The 15,063-nt window shown below is 48.8% G+C and carries 16 protein-coding genes; 2 read left to right on the top strand and 14 right to left on the bottom strand.

The features are described 5' to 3' along the window. Positions 1 to 19 precede the first annotated feature (19 nt). Positions 20 to 958, bottom strand: a complete 939-nt coding sequence (locus NSQ39_RS22230) for a beta-ketoacyl-ACP synthase III (protein WP_046131228.1) — start codon at positions 956 to 958, stop codon at positions 20 to 22. A gap of 167 nt (positions 959 to 1,125) precedes the next feature. On the opposite strand from NSQ39_RS22230, the gene NSQ39_RS22225 reads away from it, so the two are divergent. After that, on the top strand, positions 1,126 to 1,383 hold the full coding sequence (locus NSQ39_RS22225) for a hypothetical protein (RefSeq protein WP_046131229.1): 258 nt from the start codon (positions 1,126 to 1,128) through the stop codon (positions 1,381 to 1,383). A gap of 44 nt (positions 1,384 to 1,427) precedes the next feature. On the opposite strand, the gene NSQ39_RS22220 is transcribed toward NSQ39_RS22225, so the two are convergent. From NSQ39_RS22220 to NSQ39_RS22205, 4 genes are all read right to left on the bottom strand, one after another. Then, positions 1,428 to 1,616 carry a ComZ family protein gene (locus NSQ39_RS22220; RefSeq protein ID WP_046131321.1) on the bottom strand — a complete coding sequence of 63 codons (189 nt, stop codon included), beginning with the start codon at positions 1,614 to 1,616 and terminating at the stop codon, positions 1,428 to 1,430. 5 nt (positions 1,617 to 1,621) lie between these two features. Next, on the bottom strand, positions 1,622 to 2,581 hold the full coding sequence (locus NSQ39_RS22215; RefSeq protein WP_046131230.1) for a BMP family ABC transporter substrate-binding protein: 960 nt from the start codon (positions 2,579 to 2,581) through the stop codon (positions 1,622 to 1,624). An 87-nt stretch (positions 2,582 to 2,668) separates the two neighbouring features. Then, positions 2,669 to 3,238 carry a hypothetical protein gene (locus tag NSQ39_RS22210; protein ID WP_175076162.1) on the bottom strand — a complete coding sequence of 190 codons (570 nt, stop codon included), beginning with the start codon at positions 3,236 to 3,238 and terminating at the stop codon, positions 2,669 to 2,671. A 93-nt stretch (positions 3,239 to 3,331) separates the two neighbouring features. Next, positions 3,332 to 4,066: a hypothetical protein gene (locus tag NSQ39_RS22205; RefSeq protein ID WP_046131232.1), complete on the bottom strand. Its 735-nt coding sequence runs from the start codon at positions 4,064 to 4,066 to the stop codon at positions 3,332 to 3,334. Positions 4,067 to 4,302: 236 nt separating this feature from the next. Here NSQ39_RS22205 and NSQ39_RS22200 point away from each other — a divergent pair, with 236 nt between their 5' ends. Beyond that, a complete protein-coding gene (locus NSQ39_RS22200) occupies positions 4,303 to 4,488 on the top strand; it encodes a YjzD family protein (RefSeq protein WP_046131233.1) in 186 nt (61 codons plus the stop codon). A gap of 33 nt (positions 4,489 to 4,521) precedes the next feature. Here NSQ39_RS22200 and NSQ39_RS22195 read toward each other — a convergent pair whose 3' ends face one another. From NSQ39_RS22195 to NSQ39_RS22155, 9 genes are all read right to left on the bottom strand, one after another. Next, positions 4,522 to 4,701: a YjzC family protein gene (locus NSQ39_RS22195; protein WP_046131234.1), complete on the bottom strand. Its 180-nt coding sequence runs from the start codon at positions 4,699 to 4,701 to the stop codon at positions 4,522 to 4,524. A 103-nt stretch (positions 4,702 to 4,804) separates the two neighbouring features. Continuing rightward, positions 4,805 to 5,743, bottom strand: a complete 939-nt coding sequence (argF, locus tag NSQ39_RS22190; protein WP_175076163.1) for an ornithine carbamoyltransferase — start codon at positions 5,741 to 5,743, stop codon at positions 4,805 to 4,807. Further along, positions 5,731 to 8,829, bottom strand: coding sequence for a carbamoyl phosphate synthase large subunit (locus NSQ39_RS22185; RefSeq protein WP_175076164.1), 3,099 nt, complete (start codon positions 8,827 to 8,829; stop codon positions 5,731 to 5,733). The genes argF and NSQ39_RS22185 overlap by 13 nt, the downstream gene beginning before the upstream one ends. Beyond that, the gene (locus NSQ39_RS22180) at positions 8,822 to 9,883 is read right to left on the bottom strand and encodes a carbamoyl phosphate synthase small subunit (RefSeq protein WP_175076165.1); all 1,062 of its coding nucleotides are present in this window, start codon (positions 9,881 to 9,883) and stop codon (positions 8,822 to 8,824) included. Before NSQ39_RS22180 ends, NSQ39_RS22185 begins: the two co-directional genes overlap by 8 nt. Positions 9,884 to 9,951: 68 nt before the next feature. After that, complete coding sequence (locus tag NSQ39_RS22175) at positions 9,952 to 11,109, bottom strand: acetylornithine transaminase (protein WP_175076166.1); 1,158 nt, start codon at positions 11,107 to 11,109, stop codon at positions 9,952 to 9,954. Then, entirely contained in the window at positions 11,110 to 11,883 is a 774-nt protein-coding gene (gene argB / locus NSQ39_RS22170) for an acetylglutamate kinase (RefSeq protein WP_175076167.1), read from the bottom strand. A gap of 11 nt (positions 11,884 to 11,894) precedes the next feature. Next, entirely contained in the window at positions 11,895 to 13,115 is a 1,221-nt protein-coding gene (gene argJ, locus NSQ39_RS22165) for a bifunctional ornithine acetyltransferase/N-acetylglutamate synthase (RefSeq protein WP_046131240.1), read from the bottom strand. Positions 13,116 to 13,133: 18 nt separating this feature from the next. Beyond that, the gene (gene argC / locus NSQ39_RS22160; RefSeq protein ID WP_175076168.1) at positions 13,134 to 14,171 is read right to left on the bottom strand and encodes an N-acetyl-gamma-glutamyl-phosphate reductase; all 1,038 of its coding nucleotides are present in this window, start codon (positions 14,169 to 14,171) and stop codon (positions 13,134 to 13,136) included. Positions 14,172 to 14,697: 526 nt separating this feature from the next. Next, positions 14,698 to 15,006 (bottom strand): metal-sulfur cluster assembly factor, encoded by a 309-nt coding sequence (locus tag NSQ39_RS22155; protein WP_046131243.1) that lies wholly within the window; start codon positions 15,004 to 15,006, stop codon positions 14,698 to 14,700. Positions 15,007 to 15,063: the final 57 nt, after the last annotated feature.

The following is a 15,063-nucleotide window of genomic DNA, read 5'->3' as shown; positions in this document are numbered from 1 at the left end:
GTTGCACCTCACCTTTCTTCTAGCGGCCCCAGCGCATGGCGATGGCTCCCCATGTTAACCCTCCGCCAAAACCGACCATTACAATGACGTCTCCGTCTTTTATTTTACCAGCTTCAAGTTCTTCCACAAGAGAAATCGGAATCGAGGCAGCTGACGTGTTTCCGTATTTATGAACCGTTTTGGACATTTTTTCAACCGGAAGCTCCAGGCGTTCCCGAGCGGCTTCCATAATCCTGATGTTCGCCTGATGCGGGACAAGAAAGTCGACATCCTCTTTTGTTAATCCGGCTTTTTCAATGACGTTTACGCTCGATTCTCCCATTTGGCGGACGGCGAATTTGAACACTTCTCTGCCATTCATGATTGTATGATCTTTCTCGTCCAGGTACAAGTGCTTCCCGCCTCTTCCGTCAGCGCCGAGCTCAAACGACAGAATGCCTCTGTCATCGCTGACAGGTCCGACGACTGCAGCGCCTGCTCCGTCTCCGAATAAAACGCATGTGTTGCGGTCATCCCAGTCGGTGATGCCGGAAAGTTTTTCGGCGCCGATGACCAGAACGTGTTTATACGTTTCCGCTTCAATAAACTGTTTGGCTGTGACAAGACCGTACATGAATCCGGAGCATGCGGCGCTGATATCCATCGCACACGCGTTGAAAGCGCCGAGTTTTTCTTGAATCATGCAGGACACCGTCGGAAATGCCTGATCAGGAGTAACGGTAGCGACGAGAATCATATCAAGGTCTTCCGCCTTTATATTTGCATCCTCCATCGCTTTCTCTGCGGCGGCGACAGCCATGTCTGACGTCATCTCGTCTTCGGCTGCGATTCTTCTTTCTTCTATTCCAGTTCTTGTACGAATCCACTCGTCAGATGTTTCAACCATTTTTTCCAAGTCGGAATTCGTCAGCACCTTTTCAGGGATATACCGGCCAATTCCAATAATTCCAGCTTTCATAGGAAAGACTCCTTTATTCATGATTTTTTCCAACTAATGTTATGAGCAATTATTAGTATCTGGTACTAATCCTACCCTATTTTTTTTTAGTTGGCAATATATTCGTCTAATCTATCAGGCCGTTCCCTTCATATAGTAAAAATATAGAAAGAAAGGGGGCGTAACAGATGGCGGATGACGATTTTTTCACGAAAATGATGTTTGGCTCACATCCGCCGGGCAAACGTGAAGAACAGTCTGAAAAACATGAAGACGGAGAAGACGGGCCTGACGGGACGACGGAAGCGGCGGAAATGACCGAACCTGATTACATGCACATAATGAATCAGATTGGCCAGATCATGGATTCCATTGACGAGCTGAAGCCTGCCTTTAAAGAAATCGGGTCGATGGTAAGCGCCTTGAAAAATAAGATTTCCAAGTAAAAAGCCACTCGATATAAGTGGCTTTTTCGGTCATCTCATGTAGACTACTCGTCTGACCCTGCATCCGCTTTGCCGAGCTCGTATGCTTCTGCCATGACCTTTGTAAACAATGTCATAAACGGCTGAAGCATCTCTGGCGAAAGCTCGATTCCCGCTTTCTCCATCTCTTCTTTTGCTTCCGGTACGTATTTCATGGCAATTTGCAGAAATTCCATCGATTTTTCGTGCTGCACGTAGATCACCTCACGTTTTCATCCGGCAGTTTTCCCGTTTTTTTATATTGTTCAATAAGTCCTTTGATTTTTTTCTGGAAGGCTTGATCGACAACCGGGCTGAATTCGCCCATTTCGATGACGCCGTCCTGAATGTCAAAGACCCGCCGGCCTCCCTTGAGCGTTCCTTTATTGAATTCGCCGGCGATCAGTTCATAAGCTTCATCAACATGCTGGATGGTGCTCGTCAGGACGACGTTCTCCCCCAGCTCCGACTGGTCGCTTACATAGCCTATGGCGTATAGTCCGTCTTTTTTGATTTGTTCAATGACAGGGACATTATACCCATCTCCCGCCGGATATACAACATCGGCGCCCGCTTTTTTCATTTTTTCGTACTTTTGAACGGCCTTTTCGGAGTCATCCCACTGTCCCACATACTCTGTCATGACCGAAATGTCTGGATTCACATATTTGGCGCCTTCGATAAACCCTTTGACTTCAGGCTGCCAGCTATGCGTTGCAAGTATGCCGAGTTTTCCTGACTTTGATTGGTGTGCGGCGGTCATGCCGCCGAAAAAGCCCATCGCCCTTCCGTCAAAGTCGATGCTGGTCACATTTTTATGCTCGGCTTTGCTGTTAACCAAGACGAAATGAATGCCGGGATAGTCTCCGCTTATACGATTAAACACTTTTTCATATTCGCTTCCATGCCCGAAAATTAAATTGACGCCTTTTTTCTGAAAATCGTCTACGGCCATTTTGATAGCCGCTTCATTATCGATTCCTTCTTTATAATAGACATCGACACCGTAGACAGACTGTATTCTTAATAGTCCTTTATATCCTTTGGTTCCCCATACTTGATCGCTTATTGTATCAGGGACAAGCAACCCGACCTTTTCAATCTTCCCGTTCAGCGATGCTTGTCCGCAGCCGCACATCGCAAGGAGCATCAAAAAAATCACGACAAGCCTGTATACCATGCCCTGTTCAACTCCCTTTCAAAAAAAACCAGCAATTCAAATCTAACTTTATTGTATCCTTTCACGTACAACTAAGGAAGATCTTTCTTATTTTTTGTCGAAAATTGTAGTCATTTGTCTTTTCCATTCCTCGATTTTGGAGGCTGCTTCTTCTTCCGTGATCTGCCGTTTAAATTGCAGCGGTGAAGGGTCTTTTTCCATCATGTACACGGCAAGCTGTGATGCAACATCATCGACGAAAAAGCCGGACTCCCTGCTTTCTTCGTCCCCGGCGTTCCACGGGCCGTACATGTCCGGGAGAACGATCGTTTGAACGCCCTTCTCTTCAGCCTCTTTCTTGACGGCCTCATCTTCTTGATGTTCGTACAGCAATAGAAAAACAGGCGTGTCTTCTGGCAGCTCATCCCGCGCTCTTTCCGGCATCTTCTCAGGATATTGAATAAAAATCTTGTCATAGCCGCTGCCCGCGCCTTGTTCAATCACGCAGAAATGCTGATTTCTCACCAGCCACATCAGCCGTTCTTCAAGGTATAACCGCTTTTTTTCGTCACTTGCTTCTTGCAATTTGACGTCAATGCTGATGCCTTCCTCCATGAGTCGTTCGCAAAATGAAAGGCCGAAGAATTCGTCTGCTCCAATCACCAGTGCTGATTTCATCCTGAAAGACCACCTTTCGATTCAGCTTCTCCCGCCGTTTTGAAAACAGCGAAAAACAGCCCTGAAGACATCGGGCTGCTACTATTCTATTCTCTATAAAACTTTTTCATGCGTTTTGAAAAAGTTCGCGATCGCTGAATAAATGCGGTAGGGATGATCGAACAAATGCAGGGTCAGCCCTACGCGGTGCACGCCTTCCATCTGACGCTCCTCAAACGTTTTGGCGTGCAGCATGTACGGGTATGAAGAACCGTTCAGCTTTTGCCAAATGTGAACAGGCACAAGATTGTGATAAGGTGAAATCGTTTTAAACGGGTAATCTGCAGCTTCCCTTTCTGATATGCCGTAACTGTCTGCAACTTCTTTAATAAACTGCTTGTAAAAAAATTTATTTTCCTTTTCCCTTTTATTATGAGCCTGAAGATCAAGGCAAGGATTCAGCATCGCAGCAGAGCGGATTTGCCCCGGAATCGAGCGGAGGAGTTCGTCAGCCACCAGCGCGCCTGTTCCTTCTGCAAGCAGATGAATTTTTTCGTTTAAAATTTCCTGTTTGAATACATAGTGAATCAGCTGCTTTGCGTATGCAACGGCTTTTTCCGATCCCCAGTGCCTGCCGAACAGATTGCTGTTCACAAGGGTGTACCCCTTGTTTCGCAAACTCGTAAGAAGCTGGTTTCTGCCGTAATGCTGGAGCCAGAAGCTCGATTCTTCCGTGACGAAATGGTTCCGGTCGCCGAAAATAAAGACCGCGAAACCGTTTGGCCTGTAAGGAAGATGAATCACGTTCCATTCTGTATCGAGTTTGAAAAAACGTTCCGTTATTTTCATCACTTGCCTGCCTCCTTCCTGCCGTAATCTGCTCCATTATTTTATGTGGAGCATGCAGCAAACGTATAAGGAAAAGCCCCAGTCTAAATGATGAAAAATAGATTTCGCAACGGAGTGTCTAATATTTCTGAAAAGTGATGTCTTACTCTGCCCTGTTCACTAAAATGCCCTTTCTCGTTTACTTTATGTGTGGTATGATATGCTTTAGAATCGATTGAGAAGGACGAGGTGGAAACGTGAGATTTATCGCAGCTTTTTTTTGGACGTTCCTTTTGACACAAATGGCTTGTTATATTGTCGGAGCCATGAGCGGTGCTGCATACGACTTTAAGCTAAGCTCGACGATGGGTGTCATCATCACCGTTATCGTCATTATACTTGGAGAAATTATGCCTGTTGAAAAGGATGCAGGTCAACATTAAAACCCCGCCTTCAAGGCAGGGTTTTTGCGTTTTTTACGGCTTTCTTTTATATGTCCAAAGGCGGTTGTGGTTGGATGTTTCAGGAAAAAATTCACCGGCTTTCAGCTTGATCTGCTGCGGATTTTTGACCATGCTGCCGGTCTCGCCAATCTCCACGTAAACGCCGTTGTTGGGCGCTTTGTGACCCGGGCGAAATTGATGCTGCTGTCCCATATTGCTTCACCCCTTTTTAGAAATATAGTCTGCCCGGTTTTCGCCTTTACATCCGCCTGGTCAAAAAAACTGCTGATCTCATGTGAGATCAGCAGTTTTTTGTTCAGGACAAGAGTGCCTTTAGCAACGCTTTTTGTACATGAAGACGGTTTTCTGCCTGGTCGAAGACGGCTGAATTCGGTCCGTCGATGACCTCTGCTGCGACTTCTTCGCCGCGGTGCGCAGGAAGGCAGTGCAGAAAGATGTAGTCGGCTTTGGCGCGGGAGACGAGCCGGCTGTTCACTTGGTACTGGGAAAAGATACTCAGGCGTTCTTTCGTTTCCGCTTCCTGGCCCATGCTTGTAAACACGTCTGAATAAACGACATCTGCATCCTGAACGGCTAAAGCCGCGTCATTTGTAATCGTTATGCCAGCGCCCGACTCTTCGGCAAATGCCTTGGCCAGCGCGACAACCTCCTGATTCGGCTCATATCCTTCAGGGGATGCGACCGTAATGTCGCAGCCGACCTTGGCACAGCCGATTAACAGGGAATGTGCGACATTGTTTCCGTCCCCGATATAGGCGGCTTTCAGCCCTTTAAACGTGCCTTTGACTTCCTGAATCGTCAGAAGATCGGCAAGGGCCTGGCATGGATGGAACAGGTCGGTCAAACCGTTGATGACCGGAATATCCGCATGTTCGGCAAGCTCCTCGACTGTTTCGTGTTCAAAGGTGCGGATCATGATCGCGTCCACATATCTCGAGAGCACTTTCGCCGTGTCGGCGATCGTCTCCCCCCGGCCGAGCTGCATGTCTTTGCTGCTTAAAAACAAGGCGTTTCCGCCGAGCTGCGCCATGCCCGCTTCAAAAGAAACCCGCGTTCTCGTCGACGATTTCTCAAAGATCATCGCCAATGTTTTCCCTTGAAAGATGTGCTGGATTTTGTTGTTTTTCATGTCGGCCGCTTCCTGAAGGAGATACAAAATCTCTTCCTTTGAGAAGTCGTTCAGGCTTAAAAAGTCCTTGCCGGACAAATTGATGTTGCTCGTTACAGTAGACATGATTCCACTTCCTTTTTGTATAAGTCCTTAAGCGAGACGGGTGAAGCCGTCCCTGATCCGCTTCCTAAAAAGGCGCGCACCGTCTCTTCTTCCGTCATGACAAAAACGCCGTGTGTGATGGCTTCCATCCGCTCGCGTTTTGCTTCTTTTGAATCCGTCAAATTGATGTGAAGCGCTTTGTCCGACCGCTTGATCCAGTCTTGGAAGCCATCTGTCTGTACAGTGAAGCCCGCTTGTTCGGCAGCGGTTTTCAGCTCATCGCCCGCTTTTAGATAGATGGAGCCTTTTTCTTTCCAGACGCCGGCAAAAATTTTCTTCATCGCGCTTTCCGGATTATATCCGACATACATGCCTTCGCCCGTCGATTTCATTTCAGGCCCGAGCTTCAGATCGACATCCTGGATGGCATGCGACGAAAAGACCGGAAATTTCACGGCGACGCCGTGATGGTTTTGCTTGACGGGAGCGAGCTCCTTTAAGCTCGCCCCGGCAATGAGCTTTGCAGCAAGGGGTATCAGCGGCACGCCCATCACTTTGCTGACGACAGGGACGGTTCGGCTCGCCCTAGGGTTGACTTCAAGGATAAGCAATTCATCCGGGGCACCCGGATCAGCGATAAATTGAATATTCATAATCCCTTTAAAGCCGAGCCTGCGGACGATTTTCCCTGCCGCTTCCCGTGCGGCGCGCTTCATACGCGAGGTAACGGAAGGGCCGGGCAAAATCGCATAGCTGTCGCCCGAATGAACGCCGGCTTTTTCGATGTGCTCGATATAGGACGGGATATAAATGTCCTGTCCGTCGCTTACAAGGTCAACTTCAAATTCTTTTCCCGGAATATATTGATCGATCAAAATCGGGTACGGCATTGCAGATGCGCCCTCAAGCAGATCTGACAGTTCACGCTTTGAATGGACGATCATCATTCCCATGCCGCCGATCACATAAGACGGTCTGATCAGAACCGGATAACCGATGGCACTTGCTTTTTGCACAGCCTCCGACTTTGACGAGGCCGTTTCCCCTTTGGCATGCTGGATGCCGAGTTCGTCAAGGAGCTGATAAAATTGGTCGCGGTCCTCCAGTACATCAAGCGTTTCCGATGACGTTCCCAAAAGGACGACACCCGCTTTTTCGATCGCTTCCGCCACATTAATGGCCGATTGCCCGCCGAATTGGACGATCGCAAAATCGATGTCCTCAGCTTCCGCTACATTTAGAATATGTTCAGGGGTAATCGGTTCAAAATAGAGCCGGTCCGCCGTTTCGTAATCCGTGCTGACGGTTTCCGGGTTGTTGTTGAGCATAATCGTCTCAAAGCCGAGGCTTTTCAGCGTCATGACGCCGTGCACGGCGCTGTAGTCAAATTCGACCCCCTGTCCGATCCTGATCGGTCCTGATCCGATGATAAGCGCCCGTTTTTTCGTTTTTTCGGAGAAGTTCCCGTCGCTTTCTCCGTAATATGTCGAGTAAAAGTAGTTCGTTTTTGCATCAAATTCGGCGGCGCATGTATCGACGATTTTAAATGATGCTGTAATGCCTTTTTCTTTGCGGAGGGCCCGGATTTCCTCTTCGGTTTTCCCTGTCAAAGAAGCGATCGTACAGTCGGTAAACCCCTTCTCTTTAGCCTTTTTCAAAAGGTCGGAAGAGAACGAATCCCCCTCCTTCATGAGCTCGTTTTCAAGCTGAATGATGTTTGCAAATACATGGAGGAAAAAGCAGTCGATTTTTGTTCTCTCATGGATTTCTTCGATTGAAATCCCTCTTCCCAAAAGCTCCATGACTGCGAAAAACCGCCTGTCATCAGGTGTCTCCAAAAGTTCGCGCAAAGCGTCTGAAGAAAACGCCCCGAGCTCTGGCAAATGGGTTCCTTTTGTTTTCAGTTCGAGGGAAGCGACGGCTTTTTGCAGAGCCGCTTCAAGGTTGCGGTCGATCGCCATGACTTCCCCAGTCGCCTTCATTTTCGTACCGAGCTTGCGATCGGCGTTTTTAAATTTGTCAAACGGCCAGCGCGGGAACTTCACGACGACATAGTCAAGCGCCGGTTCAAAGCTCGCATATGTCGAATCTGTCAGCGGATTTTTCAGCTCGTCAAGCGTATAGCCGACAGCAAGTTTAGCGGCCATTTTTGCGATCGGGTAGCCCGTCGCTTTTGAAGCAAGGGCGGAAGAACGGCTGACCCTCGGGTTGACTTCGATGACGTAATAGTTTTTGCTGTTCGGGTTCAAGGCGAATTGAATGTTGCAGCCTCCGACGACATCAAGCGCGGAAATGATCTTTAAGCTTGCAGAGCGCAGCATTTGGTAATCCGCGTCCGTTAATGTCTGCGACGGGGCGACAACGATCGAATCCCCGGTATGAATGCCGACAGGGTCGATGTTTTCCATGTTGCAGACGGTAATGCATGTATTGCTCTTGTCGCGCATCACTTCGTATTCGATTTCTTTAAAACCGGCAATGCTTTTTTCGACAAGACATTGATGAATCGGACTTGCGAGAAGGGCGCTTTCGATCAAAGGCATGAATTCCTCCTCTGTCTTTGCGATCCCCCCTCCTTTGCCGCCCAGCGTATAAGCCGGACGAACGATGATCGGAAAGCCGATGGACTGTGCAAAGCGAAGTGCGTCGCCTTTGTTGTCGACGATCTCGGAATCCGGAACCGGTTCATTGAGCTCTTTCATGAGCGCGCGGAACTTTTCCCTGTCTTCGCCTTTTTCGATCGTTTCCACAGATGTTCCGAGCAGCTTCACCTTATATTTTTTGAGGATGCCGGCTTTTTCAAGCTCGACCGCTAAGTTTAATGCCGTCTGTCCGCCCAGGTTCGCAAGCAGTCCGTCCGGTTGTTCGCGTTTGATAATCTGGGTCAGGCTTTCGACAGTCAGCGGTTCAAAATAAATTTCATCTGCGAATGATTCATCCGTCATAATCGTCGCCGGGTTGTTGTTGACGAGGATGACGCGGAACCCCTCGCTTTTCAGCGCCATGCAGCCTTGTGTTCCTGAGTAGTCAAACTCTGCGGCCTGGCCGATGATGATTGGCCCCGACCCGATAACGAGTATGCTTTTTATGCTGTGATCTTTAGGCATGGGCGAACTCTCTCCTTGCTTTGTTCAAATTCTCTATATATTCGTTGAAAATCCACTCGCTTTCAGCCGGGCCGGGATGGGCTTCCGGATGAAACTGAACAGACATGACGGGCAGTGTATTGTGCACGATCCCTTCGACAGAACCGTCGTTTACGTGATAAAACCTGACCGAGCATTCCTTTGTGTTGATCGTTGCTTCATCAACGACATAACTGTGATTCTGGCTCGTCATGAAGACGCGGCCGGTTTTCCTGTCGGCGACCGGATGATTGGCTCCCCTGTGGCCGAACGGAAGCTTGTAGGTGTCGCTTCCAAATGCGAGGGCGATCAGCTGGTGTCCAAGGCATATGCCGAGTGTCGGATAGGCTTTGATGATGTCCCGAAGCGCATCCATGTACGGAGCGATCGCTTTCGGATCACCGGGTCCGTTTGACAGGACGATTCCATCCGGGTTCAGCTTAAAGATTTGATCCATCTCCTGATACGGAACGATCGTGACTTTGCAGCCCCGTTTTATGAGCGACAGTGCGATCGATTTTTTATAGCCGAAATCGATCAGCGCGATATGGGTCGAACCGTCTCCGAATGTGCCTGTTTCATTTTGTCCGGTGACCTGTGCGGCGACATTTTCCTCGCCCGCAGCCGGCAGGCTGTCTTTTTGAACGGTCAGTGTCGCATTCAGCGTGCCTTTTGCCCTGATATGTTTGACGAGCGCTCTCGTATCGACATGAGAGAACAGCGGAACGTCCCATTTTTTCAAATAATCGCGCAGGCTTTTCGTCGCCTGATGGTGAGAAAAATGCTCGCACGCTTCATAGACGACAACACCCCGCACTTGCGGCTTTTTGCTTTCAAAGTCGCTCTCATTAATGCCGTAGTTGCCGATCAGCGGATACGTAAAGACAATGATCTGCCCTTTGTACGAAGGATCTGTCAGCACCTCCTGGTAGCCGGTCATTCCCGTGAAAAACACGACTTCGCCGCTCATGCCGCAAGGGCCGTCTAAATCTCCGCTGAAAGAGGTTCCATCTTCAAGAACTAAATATCCTTCCATCTTCTGCCCACCTTTGATGAATAAATAATAATTTATATGAATTTTTATACTTACATAGCGAAAAAAATTTATTGCGCTACCGCTGTATGCCGTGCCAAGACATTGTTCAGTTTCTGCACCGCCTCTGTGATTTCTTGTACTGTGACCGTTAACGGCGGAAGTAGCCTGATGACGTTCGGACCTGCCGGAAGGACGAGCAATCCTTCCTTTTGAAGATCTTCAATCAGCGGCTGAACAGGGTCTTTCAATTCAATGCCTGCGATCAGGCCTTTTCCCCTGATTTCTTTTACCAGCGGGAATTGAAGCAAGCTTTCCAATTCTTTCTGCAAATATTCGCCTTTTCCGCTGACTTCATCAAGAAAGCTTTTCTCAAAAATGATGTCCAATGTTGCATTTGCGGCGGCCATGGCCAGCATGTTTCCGCCGAACGTCGAGCCGTGAGAACCCGGCGAAAATGCTGAGGAAAGCTCTTTTTTCCCGATGACCGCTCCGGCCGGAAAGCCGCTGCCGAGACCTTTTGCAACGGTGATGATATCCGGTGTGAGCCCTTCATGCTCATAGCCGAAAGCTTTTCCCGTCCGGCCGATCCCTGTCTGAACCTCGTCAACGATGAGAAGAGCCTGTTTTTTCCGGCAGAAAGCCTGCACTTCCTGTAAAAATTCGCTGCTTCCAGGAATGACGCCGCCCTCGCCCTGGACCGTCTCAAGCATGACCGCTGCGATGCCTTCTTCGTCTTCCATCGTTTTCAAGGCGTCCGGGGCATTATACGGAAGATAGTAAAAACCGGACAGCATCGGACCGAAACCTTGCTTAATCTTTTCTTGTCCGGTCGCCGCCATTCCGGCGAACGTCCTGCCGTGAAACGAGTGCTGAAACGTGATGATTTTCGTTTTTTGCGTATGTTTGCGGGCCAGTTTGATCGCTGCTTCGTTTGCTTCCGCCCCGCTGTTGCAGAAAAACACGAGATCGCCTGTGCTGTTTGCCGCGAGCTTTTCGGCGACTTTTTCCTGAAGCCCGTTTTGGAACAAATTCGAAACATGCCACAGGTTATCGAGTTGTTTTTTTACAGCAGCCGTCACCTGATCCGGACAGTGTCCGAGATTGCAGACGGCGATTCCCTGGACGAAATCGAGATAGGTTTTGCCGCTTTCATCTACGGCAAGCGTACCTTTCGCTTTTTTGATATGAATATTCCAGCGGCTGTACGTTTGGAATAAATGGCTCACTTATACGGCCTCCTTCTCCTTTATGATTTTTGTACCGACGAATTCATCTTTTGCAAGAAAAGAACCCTTTCCGCTGACGATCATGACCTCATCCACCGCATCCGTGAGTGCCGCTACAGCGGAGTTCACCTTCGGGATCATCCCACCGGAAATCACGCCGACGGCAATGAAGCGCTCGACCTCCTCCGGCGTGACGGATGAAAGCATGCTGCCGTCTTTCATAATCCCTTTGACATCTGTGACAAACATCAATTTATCGGCGCGCAGAGCCCCTGCGACAGCCGATGCAGCCAAATCGGCGTTTACGTTCAGCGTCTCGCAGTTTTCCGTCATCGACAGCGGCGCGATCACCGGAATGAATCCTTTTTCCATGAGCGCTTCGACGATCCGGCCGTTTACCTTTTTAATGCAGCCGACCTGACCGTATTCTTTTTCATTTATATAATCGGCCAGGAGCAAGCCTCCGTCTTTTCCTGAAACGCCGACGGCTGGCAGACCGTGCCTTGCAAGCTCTGACACAAAAAACTTGTTGATCGAGCCTGAGAGCACCATCTCTGCGATTTCCAAAACCTGTTTTGTCGTTTTCCGCTGTCCGTTCACAAACTCTGTTTCGATCTTCAATTTCTTCAGCATATTCGTAATCTCAGGTCCCCCGCCGTGGACGACGGCGATTTTCCAGCCCTCTTCGACCAGCTTTTTTACATTCTGAAAAAATTCATCGGACAGTTCGCGGATGACGCTTCCGCCGCATTTAAAAACGATTGTTTTGTTCATTGCTTTCCCCTTTACGTACGATAGCTCGCATTGATTTTGACGTATTCATAAGTCAAGTCGCATCCCCAGGCCGTTCCCGTGCCTATTCCTTGATTCATTTGAACATCGATTTGCACTTCGCTTTTCTGCAGGTATTCTTTGGCAAGCGCTTCGGAAAACGGCTGCGGTTCATTGTTTTTAAAAAGGCACTGGCCGCCAAGATGGATTTCGACCTTTTCCGGTGTGACAGATGCCGCGCTGTCTCCGATAGCGGCGATGATTCTGCCCCAGTTGGCATCCGTACCGTACACCGCCGTTTTGACAAGGTTGGACCCGACGATTTTTTTTGCGATGATCTGTGCATCGCGATTGCTTTTCGCTCCCTTTACCTGGACTTCGATTAATTTTGTCGCCCCTTCCCCGTCCTTTGCGATCTGTTTGGCGAGATCTCTGCATACGGACTCCAAGCCCTTTTTAAAAACCGGCCATTCCTTATGCCCTTCATGAAGGCATTCGTTTCCTGCACAGCCGTTCGCCATGACGAGAACCATGTCGTTTGTCGATGTATCGCCGTCGACCGTAATTTGGTTGAATGATACATCCGTAATGTCTCTTAAAGCTTTTTGAAGCGCGCCCTCCTCAACGCGCGCATCCGTCGTGACGAAGCCGAGCATCGTCGCCATATTCGGGTGGATCATCCCGGACCCTTTGGCCGCGCCGCCGATCATGATTTTTTGATCCCCGATCATCAGTTCATAGCACGTTTGTTTTGTAACGGTATCGGTCGTCAAAATCGCTTCCTCGAAATCGCCTTCCGAAGGTGTTGTTTGATCAAGGAGGCTGATGCCTTCGCGAATCTTTTTCATATCGAGAGCCTCGCCGATGACGCCTGTAGACGAAACGGCGACAAGTTCCGGCTCGATGCCGAGGATGTCCGCGCACTTTTGGCGCATCTCATAGGCATCCAAAAGCCCCTGCTCCCCTGTGCACGCATTGGCATTTGCGCTGTTGACGATCACCGCTTGCAGCGTTGCCCCGTTTTTGAGACTGTCCTGCGTCACCTTGATCGGCGCGGCCTGAAAATGGCTTTGTGTATAAACGGCGGCGCTCACCGCCGGCACTGCGCTGATGATCATCCCCAAATCCTTTTTGGAATAGCGGAGTCCGCAGTGAATGCCTTTTGCCTGATAGCCCTTCGGCGAATCGATGCTTCCGTCTATTTTTTTGATGCTGTCTTCACTCACCTGAATCATGGTTCATTCTCTCCTGTCTTATGGATAAATTGGCGTAAAATCAAGTCCAGCCTTCTCGCTCCAGCCGTTCATGATGTTAAAGTTTTGCACGGCCTGCCCAGCGGCCCCCTTCATTAAATTATCGATCACCGATACGATCGTCACCCTGTCCGTCCGTTCGTCAGCGGCGACGCCGATATCGCAGAAATTGCTGCCGTACACTTCTTTTGTCGCCGGAAATTCACCTGATTCTCTCACTCTTACAAAATAAGAATCTTGGTAAAAATCAGAAAAAACCTGCTGCAGCTGTTGACCTGTCATGCTTTCCTTCAGCTCTAAATAGATAGTCGCCATGATTCCCCTTGTCATCGGCACTAAATGCGTGCTGAACGTGATCGGCTGAAAAGCGGGGTCCCATTCCCTGACGGCCTGCTCGATTTCCGGTGTATGCTGATGTTCATTCACCTTGTATATTTTAAAATTGTCATTGATCTCTGAAAAATGCGTCCCCATGGAAGCTTTTCTGCCGGCTCCGGAAACGCCGGTCTTTGCATCGGCAATGACGAACGATTCGTTCACAAGCCCGTTTTTGATAAGCGGGGCCAAGCCTAGAAGAACCGCGGTCGGGAAGCAGCCGGGATTGGCAATGTGCTTTGCCGTTTTGATTTTCTCCCGGTTAAGCTCACTCAGCCCGTATACCGCCTTTTCGAGAATATGCCCGGGAGCGGCCTCCCTTTTATACCAGCTTTCATAAACAGCCTGATGTTTGAGCCTGAGATCGCCCGAAAGATCGATTACCGGCAAATCGTACGCGTCAAGCTGAGGCGTCAGCCGGCTGGAAACTCCCGGAGGCGCCGCCATAAATAAAAAATCTGTCTCGCTTGCAATCTGTTCAATATCGATCGGTTTAAGCGTCTGATCGGCCAGCTTGACAAGGTGCGGATACGACTGATGGTACGGCGTTCCTTCATCGCTCGATGAATAAAGTATGCATTCATCTGTATAAGGGTGAGACCTGAGGATTCGTGTAACCTCGGCTCCCCCATAGCCCGTAGCACCTATAACTCCTATTTTCAAAACATATTCACCTTCTTGGTCTTTGTGAAATTATTTAACATTATAACATGAATAAAAATTAATTCAATTGTATATTTAATATTTTTTTACAATTTGGCGCATCGATTTTTTCATACAAAAAAGCCCGCAGTGGATGCGGGCTTTCAGGTATATCTTAAAACGGGAGGTTCAGCTTTCATGAAACGCCGAACCGTTGGGTGATCAAGCCAAATTTTTTTGCTGAAACCGCAAGCGGATGTCAGCCTTTTTGCTAATCTCTGACAGGTTCCCTCCTCTGTATCAATATTGAGAGCGAATGGGAAGACGCAAAATCGTATTTAACATTGCTGTCCATGCATATGAACTCCTTCCCTTTTACTGAAATGACGCTTTTCACCCGGTTCATTCGCTCCATAGCACGATTCCACGGTTTCTCGCTTCTTCCGCACTTTCCTGGAACATCAAAAGGGGCGCAACTTTTGACAGCAAAAATCAGCTCTCCTTTTTTAAAAAAAGCCTGCTCATTAATGAACAGGCCCTTTCGTTCTTACTGTATTCCGAGCGCGATTTTCGCGTATCTTGACATTTTGTCCCGCGTCCATGGCGGATTCCAGACGATGTTGACGTCTACTTCCTTCACTTCCGGGATATCGGCCAGCGCTGTTTTGACCTGATCGACGATAATCGGGGCAAGCGGGCAGCCCATGGAAGTCAGTGTCATCGTAATGTCTGTTTTTCCGTTTTCATCCATCTCAACATCATAGACAAGGCCGAGATTAACGATATCAATGCCAAGCTCCGGGTCGACGACCTGCTCAAGAGCGCCCATGATGTTTTCTTTCAATGCTTCATCCACACTACTTCACTCCTTTTTTCATCAGTATATCGCACTTTTTGTATTTTCTGAAACGAA

Origin of the sequence: Bacillus sp. FSL W8-0848, assembly GCF_038007805.1 — a bacterium.
In the GTDB taxonomy this organism is placed as follows: Bacteria; Bacillota; Bacilli; order Bacillales; family Bacillaceae; genus Bacillus; species Bacillus glycinifermentans.
This window is presented reverse-complemented; position numbering and strand designations above follow the sequence as displayed.

Excerpts from the sequence above, each read along its gene's own strand:
- NSQ39_RS22215 (WP_046131230.1), bottom strand. The coding sequence starts at position 2,581 with ATGGTATACAGGCTTGTCGTGATTTTTTTGATGCTCCTTGCGATGTGC.
- NSQ39_RS22180 (WP_175076165.1), bottom strand. The coding sequence starts at position 9,883 with ATGGAAGGATATTTAGTTCTTGAAGATGGAACCTCTTTCAGCGGAGAT.
- NSQ39_RS22185 (WP_175076164.1), bottom strand. The coding sequence starts at position 8,829 with ATGCCTAAAGATCACAGCATAAAAAGCATACTCGTTATCGGGTCGGGG.
- NSQ39_RS22230 (WP_046131228.1), bottom strand. The coding sequence starts at position 958 with ATGAAAGCTGGAATTATTGGAATTGGCCGGTATATCCCTGAAAAGGTG.
- NSQ39_RS22225 (WP_046131229.1), top strand. The coding sequence starts at position 1,126 with ATGGCGGATGACGATTTTTTCACGAAAATGATGTTTGGCTCACATCCG.
- argB (WP_175076167.1), bottom strand. The coding sequence starts at position 11,883 with ATGAACAAAACAATCGTTTTTAAATGCGGCGGAAGCGTCATCCGCGAA.
- NSQ39_RS22210 (WP_175076162.1), bottom strand. The coding sequence starts at position 3,238 with ATGAAATCAGCACTGGTGATTGGAGCAGACGAATTCTTCGGCCTTTCA.
- argF (WP_175076163.1), bottom strand. The coding sequence starts at position 5,743 with ATGTCTACTGTAACGAGCAACATCAATTTGTCCGGCAAGGACTTTTTA.
- NSQ39_RS22205 (WP_046131232.1), bottom strand. The coding sequence starts at position 4,066 with ATGAAAATAACGGAACGTTTTTTCAAACTCGATACAGAATGGAACGTG.
- NSQ39_RS22195 (WP_046131234.1), bottom strand. The coding sequence starts at position 4,701 with ATGGGACAGCAGCATCAATTTCGCCCGGGTCACAAAGCGCCCAACAAC.
- argJ (WP_046131240.1), bottom strand. The coding sequence starts at position 13,115 with ATGATTCAGGTGAGTGAAGACAGCATCAAAAAAATAGACGGAAGCATC.